Origin of the sequence: Microbacterium sp. 69-7 (genome assembly GCF_001897985.1) — a bacterium.
Lineage (GTDB): Bacteria > Actinomycetota > Actinomycetes > Actinomycetales > Microbacteriaceae > Microbacterium > Microbacterium laevaniformans.
Genome location: NZ_MKRU01000004.1, coordinates 1 through 10,242 on the forward strand (window position 1 = coordinate 1; position 10,242 = coordinate 10,242).

Sequence of the window (10,242 nt, forward strand, 5' to 3'; positions counted from 1 at the left end):
TCGACGTCTACGTCACCTTCGAGGGCGACAACAACGTCCTGCTCCAGCTTGTCTGCAAGCGCCTGCTCAACGACTTCGCGAAGCAGTTCAAGGGCGCGGATGCCGCGAAGCTCGCGTCCTTCGCCGCGAAGCAGACCGCCGGCAAGGTGTTCCACGGGGCGGGGCTGCGCCAGCTCGGTCAGGCCGTCACCGACTTCGGCTCCACCGCGCGCTCGGTCGAGCTCGGGCTGCGGGCCGAGCAGCAGCACGAGCTGCTCGCGGAGCGCGTGCGGCAGATGATCGAAGACATCGCCGGGCGGCTGCGCCCGGCATCCAAGGCATCGCCCGCCGAGGCGGCGGCGATCTTCAATGCCAATCAGGCCGAGCTGATCGAGGCGGCGCGGGCACACGGCGAGCTGCTGCAGTGGGAGGCGTTCAGCGACGGCATCGCCGGCATCTCCGATCCCGGCACGGCGCAGGTGCTGGGGTGGCTGCGCGATCTGTTCGGTCTGCACCTCATCGAGAAGCACCTCGCCTGGTACCTCATCAACGGCCGACTGTCGGCGCAGCGCGCGGCATCCGTCTCGAAGTACATCGACCGCCTGCTGCTGCGGCTGCGCCCCCACGCCCAGGACCTCGTCGACGCGTTCGCGTTCGAGCCGGAGCACGTGCGCGCACCCATCGCCTCCGGGGTCGAGCAGGAGCGCCAGCGCGAGGCGCGGGCGTACTACGCCGATCTCGCCGCCTCCGGCGAGGCCCCCGTCTCGGAGAAGTCGCTCAAGAAGAAGTAGCCGCGCGGCGGAGGCCGCCTGCCCCGCCGACTCCGCAGAATGTCACGAACTCCGCACGATTGCGCCCACATCGTGCGGAGTTCGTGCATTTCTGCGGAGTTCGTAGGTGAAGCTGCGGCACGTCGCGGGAGACGGCCGTACCACTGGACGCGCTCATGCCCCCGAGGGTAGCTTGTTTTGAACATGTTCAGAAAGGGGATGCCGGTGCACGAGCAGACACGGCGGCGCGTCGTCGTCGCCGGGGCGTCGGGCTTCATCGGGAGGGCCGTCGTCGAGTCGTTGCGCGCTCGTGGCGACGAGGTCACGGTCGTCGGTCGCACCGCCGGGGTGGCCTGGAACGACGCCGCCGCACTCGTCAGAGCCGTCGAGGGAGCCGAGGTCGTCGTGAACCTGGCGGGGAAGTCGGTCAACTGCCGCTACACCGACCGCAACCGCGACGAGATCCTGCGCTCACGCATCGAGACGACGCGCGCCCTGCGGACGGCGATCGCCGCGGCGTCGTCGCCTCCGGCCGTGTGGCTGAACGCGTCCACCGCCACGATCTACCGGCACCGCACCGATGCCCCGCACACCGAGCATGCCGGTGAGCTCGGCACGGGATTCTCCGTCGACGTGGCGCGGGCGTGGGAGGAGGAGCTTTTCGCGGGAGAGCTTCCGCAGACGCGCCGTGTCGCGATGCGGATGGCGATCGTGCTGGGCGACGGCCCCGCCACCCGGATGCTGACGACGCTCGCCCGCCTCGGCCTCGGCGGATCTCAGCGCGACGGCTGGTGGCTGCAGCACCGCCGCTACCGCGGCATCGGGCCGCATCCGAGCGGCGACGGGCGCGCGCCGCACCACCGCACCCGCGGACGCCAGCGCTTCAGCTGGGTGCACATCGACGACGTCGTGGCCGCGATGCACTTTTTGATCGAGCGTGACGAGCTGGCCGGCGTCGTCAACGTCGTCGCGCCGCAGGCCTCCGACAACCGCACGCTCATGCGCACACTGCGGCGCATCGTCGGCGCTCCCTTCGGGGTGCCCGCCGTCCGCTGGATGCTGGAGCCGGCGATGTGGCTGCTGCGCACCGAGCCGGAGCTCGTGCTGAAGAGCCGCTGGGTCGTCCCCGAGCGGCTGACCGCGGCCGGGTTCGTCTTCGCGCACCGTGACCTGGAGGAGGCGCTGCGAGCGAGTCTCGCATCAGCCGCCCCGCGCGGCGCCCGCGCCGGCGTCGGCGGGGATGTCGGCGCCCGCGGTTAGCCTGACCGAGTGGATGATCTGCGCGAAGGCCCGGACGGCCTGCTCCGGTGCGGCTGGGTGGGCGACGACGCCGAGTACCGGCGCTACCACGACGAGGAGTGGGGTCTTCCCCTGCACGGCGACTGCGCCCTCTTCGAGAAGATGAGCCTCGAGGGCTTCCAGGCGGGGCTGTCGTGGATCACGATCCTGCGCAAGCGCCCCCGATTCCGCGAGGTGTTCGCAAACTTCCAGCCCGCCGTGGTCGCGGAGTTCGACGAAAACGATGTCGAGCGGCTGATGGCGGATGCCGGGATCATCCGCAACCGCGCGAAGATCCTCGCGACCATCGGCAACGCCCGCCTGGTGCGGGAGATGGAGCCGGGTGCGCTCGACGATGTCATGTGGTCGTTCGCGCCGCCGGTGCGGGCCGAGGGCGAGCGTCCGGTCGCGTTCGCCGACGTGCCGGCCGTGACGGCGGCATCCGATGCGCTCTCGAAGGCGCTGCGTGCCGCCGGCTTCCGCTTCGTGGGATCGACGACGATGTACGCACTCATGCAGTCGGCCGGGATGGTCGACGATCACCTCGCGGGGTGTCATCGCGCGGTGTGAACGCGCGAGCGGGTCGACGCGGGACTGTGCGACGTCGCACCCTCGCGGCAGACTGTCGCCATGACACCGGCATCCGAACACGTCGCCGACTCCCACGGCCTCATCCGCGTCGTGGGCGCACGCGAGAACAACCTGCAGGGCGTCGACGTGGAGATCCCGAAGCGTCGGCTCACGGTCTTCACCGGCGTCAGCGGCTCGGGCAAGTCGAGTCTCGTCTTCGGGACTCCAGCGGATGAACGACCTGCTCCTGCTCCTGCGTGACAAGGGCAACACGGTTCTCGTCGTCGAGCACAAGCCCGAGGTCGTCGCCATCGCCGACCACGTCGTCGACCTCGGACCCGGTGCGGGCCGCGCCGGTGGACGCATCGTGTACGAGGGCGACGTCGCGGGGCTTCGTGCCTCGGGAACGCTCACTGGCACCCACCTCGATCACCGTGCGCGACTCAAGACTGCGACGCGTACGGCGCGCGGCGCACTGCAGATCCGCGGCGCCAGTCTGCACAACCTGCGTTCCGTGGACGTCGACGTGCCCCTCGGCATCCTCACCGTCGTCACGGGAGTCGCGGGATCGGGCAAGTCGTCGCTCATCCACGGCAGCCTGCCGGCGTTCGACGACGTCGTCGTCGTCGACCAGACGGCCATCAAAGGCTCGCGCCGTTCGAATCCGGCGACCTACACCGGTGTGCTGGATGCGATCCGCAACGCGTTCGCGAAGGCGAACGGCGTCAAGCCTTGATTGTTCAGCGCCAATTCCGAAGGCGCCTGCGCCGCGTGTCGAGGCCTCGGTGTCATCATCACCAATCTCGGGTTCACACAGAGTGTCGAGACCCGCTGCGAGCTGTGCGGCGGCAGCGGGTTCAGCGACACCGTCCTCGAGTACCGGTGGCAGGGCAAGACGATCGCGGAGGTGCTGGCGATGTCGGCCGACGAGGCTGCCCCCTTCGTCGGCACGGGGCCGGCCCACGCGGTCCTGCGGCGGATGATCGACGTCGGGCTGGGCTACACGACGCTGGGCCAGTCGCTCTCCTCGCTGTCAGGCGGTGAGCGGCAGCGTCTGAAGCTCGCGATCGCGATGGCCAAGCCCGGCGCCGTGTACGTTCTCGACGAGCCGACGACCGGCCTGCACCTCGCCGACGTCGACAACCTGCTCGCGTTGCTGGATCGTCTCGTGGATGCCGGCAACTCGGTGATCGCGATCGAGCACCACCAGGCGGTCATGGCGCACGCCGATTGGATCATCGACGTCGGTCCGGGCGCCGGTCGCGAGGGTGGTCGAGTCGTGTTCGCGGGAACACCTGAGGACCTGATCGCCACGGGTGAGACGCTCACGGCTCGTCATCTGGCTACCTACGTCGGAGCAGGACGATCCAATAGTGGGTAGTTCTCCCCATGCGCAAGGCCACGCAGCCGTTGATTTCGTGACGTAGGCTATCCGGGTCTGCACGACGTGTGCGCCTGCTTCAGCAACAGGTCCCGACGCCACGCAAATGAATACGAGCCCGGAGGGGAGCCGAGCCCACAATGAAGTCCTTTGCGTGGCTTCGCGCGCGCCCGCGTACGCTGATTTCTACCGCCGCGGTCACCGCGGCCGCCCTCGTGGTCGGCTTCTTCGCGGTGTCGTACGAGGGTAAGCCGACGACCGAGGTCGACCTCAACGACGGCGGCGTGTGGGTCACGAAGCAGTCCAGCCTACTGATCGGCCACTTCAACCACTCCTCGCGCGTGCTCGATGGCGGACTGCGCGCCGGCACCTCCGACTACGACATCCTGCAGAGCGGCACCCGTGTGCTCGTCGTCGACTCGACCGCATCGTCGATCGCGGCCGTCGATCCCGCTCGCGTGATCATGTCCGACTCGGCCGAACTCAAGCCCGGGTCCACCGTCGCGATGGGCGCCGACACCGTCGCGGTCATCGAGCCCACCGGTTCACTCTGGACGAGCCCGTTCACGGCGATCAGCGGCATCGGGGCCCAGGGCGCCGAGCCCGTCGCCGACGAGGGCAAGAACGCGAAGATCGCCGTCGGCGTCGATGGCACGGTCTACGCCGCCTCCGCGTCGGAGGCCACCGTCCGTTCGTACGGCCAGGGCGACGACGGCACCACCGTGCAGAAGTCGTCGCGCGATCTTCCCGGAGTGACGGCCGACCACACCCTGTCGATCACCGTCGTCGGCACCACGCCGTACGTGCTCGACCACGACACCAACACGCTCTACGGCGGCGACGGGCTGCGCGTGCAGGTGCCGGGCGACGCCGTGCTGCAGCAGCCCTCGGGCACGGCCGACGCCGTGACCCTCGCGACGCCGACGTCGCTGGTGCGCATTCCCACGGGTGGCGGCGATCCCCAGACGATCGAGGCCGGCGGCTCGAAAGGCACCCCCGCCGAGCCGGTGTACGTCGCCGGCTGCGCCTACGGCGCCTGGTCGGGCAGCGGGCGCTTCGTGCGCGACTGCCCCGGCGACGCCGACGACGCCGCACGGGACGTTCCCGGCGTCGAGTCGACGAGCGTGCTGCACTTCCGGGTCAACCGCGACGTCGTCGTCCTCAACGATGTCTTCGGCGGTGCCGCGTGGATGGCCTCGGACTCGATGCAGCGCGTCGACAACTGGCAGGACATCACGCCGCCCGAGGGCGACGGCGACGACGAGGAGAAGACGACCGAGGAGACGGTGCAGACCACGCTCCCCGAGCGGACCGACCAGAACACGCCACCGATCGCGCAGGACGACCAGTACGGCGTGCGACCCGGCCGCACGACGGTGCTGCCGGTGCTCGATAACGACACGGATGCCGACGGCGACGTGCTCGTCGCCGCACCCGCCTCGACGCCCGCGTTCGGCAGCGTCGAGCCCATCAACAACGGGGCCGCTCTGCAGTTCACCGCTCCCGACGGGGCGACCGGCTCGACGAGCTTCCGCTACACCGTGGAAGACGGCCGTGGCGGCGAAGCCACCGCGACCGTCACGGTGACGGTGCACCCGTTCGATGTGAATGCGGCTCCCGTTCAGAAGCGCACCACGCCCATCACCGTGGAGTCCGGCGGCACGGCCTCGTACAACGTGCTGTCGGACTGGATCGACCCCGACGGCGATGACATCTTCCTCAAGGATGTCGCCGCGGACGGAGGCGACGAGGCGGACTTCACGCCCGATGGGCAGATCACGTACCGGGCGATCGGCGGCGTCCAGGGCCGCAAGGACGTACCGATCGTCGTGTCGGACGGCACGGCCGACGGCCCCGGCATCGCGCGCTACGACATCCGTCCGCTCGGCACGACGGTTCCGGTCACCAACTCCGACCACGTCGTCACGCAGGTCGGGCGCACCGTGACGGTCTCCCCGCTCACGAACGACACGAGTTCGGGCAGCGAACCGCTACGACTGACCCGCGTCGACGAGGTTCCGGGCGCGACGATCGTTCCGGACTTCGCGAACAAGACCTTCACGTTCACGGCGTCGAGCCCCGGAACGTACTACCCGCAGTACCTGGTGTCTGCCGGCCCCAACTCGGTGCCGGGTCTCGTCCGCATCGATGTGCTCCCGGCATCCAACGAGGACCTGCCGCCCGTCGCCGTGCGCGACGTCGCTCTGCTGCCTGTCGGTGGCGACGTGCTCGTCAACGTGCTCTCCAACGACACCGACCCCGCCGGCGGCATTCTCGTGGTGCAGTCGGTCAGCGCCGTCCCCGGCTCCGGTGTCGCAGCCGCGGTGCTGGGCCACGAGACCGTGCGCATCAGCGACGTCGGGTCGTTGAGCACGCAGGTGCGCGTCGGCTACACGATCTCCAACGGTGCGCGCACAGCCGAGGGCGAGATCGTCGTCATCCCGGTGCCGCCGCCCGCGAAGCTGCGTCCTCCGGTCGCCAACGACGACCAGGCCGTCGTGCGCGTCGGTGACACGGTCACCATTCCGGTGCTTGCGAACGACTATCACCCCAACGGCGACACGATGCACGTCGCCCCCGACCTCGTGCCTCCTCTGGTCGACCCCGCCGACGGCGAGGCGTTCGTCTCCGAGGACAAGGTCCGCTTCCGCGCCGGCAGCACCCCCAAGACCGTCTACGTCACGTACGAGGCTGTCGACTCGACCGGTCAGCGCGACGCAGGGTACGTCACGATCCAGATCCTGCCGCGCAATGACGAGGCCAACTCCGCGCCGAAGCCGCGCGATCTCACCGCGCGCACGCTGAGCGGTTCGACCGTCACGATCCCCGTGCCGCTGGACGGCATCGACCAGGACGGTGACTCGGTCGAGCTGGTCGGCATCGCCGACGCGCCGAAGAAGGGGCGCATCGTCGAGACCGGCGCGAACTCGTTCACCTACGAGGCATTCGGCGACTCCGCGGGCGTCGACCGGTTCTCCTACCGGGTGCGCGACAGCCTCGGCAAGGACGCCACGGCCACCGTGCAGGTCGGAATCGCACCCGCGGCATCCGTGAACCAGGCGCCTTACGCGGTGCGCGACACGGTGACGATCCGCCCGGGACGCGAGGTCGCGGTGCCGGTCCTCGCCAACGACTCCGACCCCGACGGCGACGAGTTCGGCTTCGCCCCGGACGACCCGGTGACGCTGCCGCCAAACGTCCCCGGCCTGAAGGCGCGCGTCAGCGGGAAGTATCTGCTCATCACGGCTCCGAACGAGCAGATGAACACGTCGCTGCAGTACGCGATCACCGACTCGCGCGGCGCGCGGGCCTCGACCAGCGTGCAGATCACCGTCGACCCGAACGTTCCGCTCGAGCGTCCCATCGCCCGCGACGACCGCGTGCGCGCCGAAGACGTCAAGGACGGCACTACGGCCGATGTGGCGGTGCTCGAGAACGACGACGATCCCGACGGCACGAAGAGCGATCTCACGGTGACCCTCGGTGCGGGCGGGGAGAACGCGCGCGTGGGCGCAGACGGCACCGTCCGTGTGCAGGTCACCGACCAGCGTCAGCTCATCACCTATACGGTCACCGACCCCGACGGCCTCACCGACTCCGCCTTCATCCGCGTGCCGGCGCTGTCGGAGCTGCCGCCGAGCCTCATCTCCACCAAGCCGGTCGAGGTCAAGAGCGGCGAGACGATCTCGCTTCCGCTCTCGCAGTACGTCCGCGCGGCCGGAGGCAAGAGCGTCGTGATCACCGAGGCCGCCAAGGTGTCGGCGGTGCACGCGAACGGCGCGAGCCTCATCAAGGACCAGCAGACTCTCGTCTACACGTCGGCCGACCGCTACTTCGGCTCCGACGCACTGACCTTCGAGGTCACCGACGGCGACGGCCCCGACGATCCGACCGGTCGGAAGGCCACGCTGACGATCCCGATCACGGTGCTGCCGCCCGACAACCAGTCGCCGACGATGCTCGGTGCCTCCATGAACGTCGCGCCCGGTGAGGACGCGGCCGTGCTCGACCTCGCGGCGCTCGCGACGGATCCCGATCCCGGCGATCAGGGCAAGCTGAAGTTCGCCGTCAAGGGCTCCACGCCCGACGGACTCACCGCCTCGGTCGACGGCACGCAGCTGAAGGTGTCGGCCGCGGCATCCACGAAGAAGGGGACGCGCGCCGACCTGACGGTCACCGCCGACGACGGCACCACGACGCCGGCGGACGCGACGATCTCGATCACCGTCACCGCGTCGACGCGGCCGCTGGCCAGCGCCAACGACGACGTCATCGCCGAGTCGGCCCAGGGCTCGACCGAGTCGGTGCCCGTGCTCGCCAACGACGTCAACCCGTTCCCCGACACCCCGCTCAAGATCGAGAGCGCGGTGCTGGAGACCGGGCAGGCCCAGGTGGCCGTCAAGGGCGACCGGGTGGAGGTCACCAGCGACAAGGCGTTCGTCGGCACCGTCATCGCGCGCTACCGCGTGATGGACGCGACCGGAGACCCCGACCGCGCCGTCGAGGGACGCATCCGCATCACGGTGCAGGGAAAGCCGGATGCCCCGGGTCGCCCCGTCGTCTCCAGCATCCAGAGCCGCACGGTCGTGCTCTCGTGGACCCCGCCGACCGACAACGGGTCGCCGATCACCGGGTACACCGTCACGTCGACGGCGAACAACTACCTGAAGCAGTGCGCGTCGACCACGTGCACCCTGGACGGGCTGACCAACAACGTCGAATACAACTTCGTGGTCAGCGCCAGCAACAAGGTCGGCACGTCCGACCCGTCGCTGCCGTCGGAGACCGCGCGCCCCGACGTGCGCCCCGACACCCCCGCGCCGCCGACGCTGCAGTTCGGCGACCGCAGCCTCACCGTGTCGTGGGTGCCGCCCCGCTCGGAGGGCTCGCCGGTCACGTCGTACACGCTGGAGATCTCGCCGGCGCCGCCGTCGGGCATCGTGCAGAAGACGGGCGTCACCGGAACCTCGATCGTCTGGGATGGCCTCGAGAACGGGGCGTCGTACCAGGTGCGCGTGCGCGCCCACAACAAGGCGCCGGATCCGAGCGAGTTCAGCCCCTGGTCGGCGTCGATGGTGCCGGCCGGAAAGCCGGACGCGCCCGCCGCGCCCACCACGACGCTCCTGTCGCCGGTGGGCTCGCAAGCCCAGATCCAGGTCGACTGGAAGGCGCCCGCCAACAACGGCGACGCGATCTCCGGGTACGAGCTGCGCGTCCTGCGCGGCGGTTCCGTGGTGAACACCATCCCGGTCTCGGGCAGCCAGACGAGCCAGGCCGTCAAGGTCGACACCTCGACGACGGACTACACGTTCGACGTCCGCGCTCAGAACAAGGCCGGCTGGGGCGACCGCAGCCCGCAGTCCGCCCCGCGCCGCGGTGTCACCGCTCCGGCGGCGCCGACGGGGGTCGCCGCCACCGAGGGCAACAACGCGGTGGGTGTGACGTGGCAGGCCGGTTCCGGCAACGGCGCGAACGCGAACGAGATCCAGTATCAGTACTCCGTGAACGGCGGCGGCTGGCGCGGCGACTGGGTCGGTGGCGGCACCAACGGCGCCGGCACGATCGGCAACGGCCAGGTCAACAACAACGGCACGTACACGATCCGCGTGCGCGCCGTCTCGACCGTCGACGGCAGCACCTACGCCAGTGGGGCCTCCAACGACTCGAACGCCGTGTCGCCCTACGGGCCGATCGGCAACCCGTCAGCGAACGCCTCGGCATCCGGGACGAACATCACGTACTCGTGGTCGTCGCCGTCCCGCAACGGGCGCGACATCGCCACCGAGGTGTACATCGACGGAGGCCTCGTCAGCCGCGACGCGAGCGGCTCCATCACGCGCGGCTACGGCTACAGCGAGACGCACAGCATCGAGGTGCGCACGAGCGCGGCCGGTCAGACGACGACCGCGTCCGACTCGGCACGCACGGTCGATGCCCCGCCGCCCCCGCAGCCGCGGGTGTGGGTCAGTCGTGGCGACTACGTCCCGGGCGGCGGATGCGTCAACGGTTGCTACAAGTACGTGGTGAACACGCAGAACTTCCCCGCCGGCCGGTACAGCATCCAGTGTTGGCACGACACCGGTGGCCCTACGCAGTTTGGCGGCACGTTCGCCTTCAACCTGCCGGCGAACGGCTCCGTCCAGCTCGAGTGCTGGAAGGGCGCCGACGGCAACAACGCGTGGGTCGACATCCTCGGATGGGGCGGGTCGGTCGACACCGAGAAGACATGGTGGCCACGGGGTTGACCCGGCCGCATCGATCAAC

The 10,242-nt window shown here is 69.8% G+C and carries 5 protein-coding genes and 1 pseudogene; all 6 read left to right on the top strand.

Translation table 11 applies throughout. From position 1 onward, the window contains the following. A partial coding sequence (locus BGN98_RS00300) for an acyl-CoA dehydrogenase (protein ID WP_288118658.1) occupies window positions 1–770 on the top strand: 770 nt, incomplete at its 5' end. Between the two features lie 198 nt (window positions 771–968). Continuing rightward, window positions 969–2,009 (top strand): epimerase, encoded by a 1,041-nt coding sequence (locus tag BGN98_RS00305; protein ID WP_204948144.1) that lies wholly within the window; start codon window positions 969–971, stop codon window positions 2,007–2,009. Between the two features lie 9 nt (window positions 2,010–2,018). Next, window positions 2,019–2,597 carry a DNA-3-methyladenine glycosylase I gene (locus BGN98_RS00310; RefSeq protein ID WP_288118660.1) on the top strand — a complete coding sequence of 193 codons (579 nt, stop codon included), beginning with the start codon at window positions 2,019–2,021 and terminating at the stop codon, window positions 2,595–2,597. A 60-nt stretch (window positions 2,598–2,657) separates the two neighbouring features. Continuing rightward, the gene (locus BGN98_RS00315) at window positions 2,658–2,858 is read left to right on the top strand and encodes a hypothetical protein (RefSeq protein WP_204946426.1); all 201 of its coding nucleotides are present in this window, start codon (window positions 2,658–2,660) and stop codon (window positions 2,856–2,858) included. Then, window positions 2,821–3,978, top strand: a pseudogene (locus BGN98_RS00320) (ATP-binding cassette domain-containing protein); the annotation flags it as partial. The gene BGN98_RS00315 and the pseudogene BGN98_RS00320, both read left to right, overlap by 38 nt. A 140-nt stretch (window positions 3,979–4,118) precedes the next feature. Next, window positions 4,119–10,223, top strand: a complete 6,105-nt coding sequence (locus BGN98_RS00325; RefSeq protein ID WP_288118668.1) for an Ig-like domain-containing protein — start codon at window positions 4,119–4,121, stop codon at window positions 10,221–10,223. The last annotated feature ends 19 nt before the right edge of the window (window positions 10,224–10,242 follow it).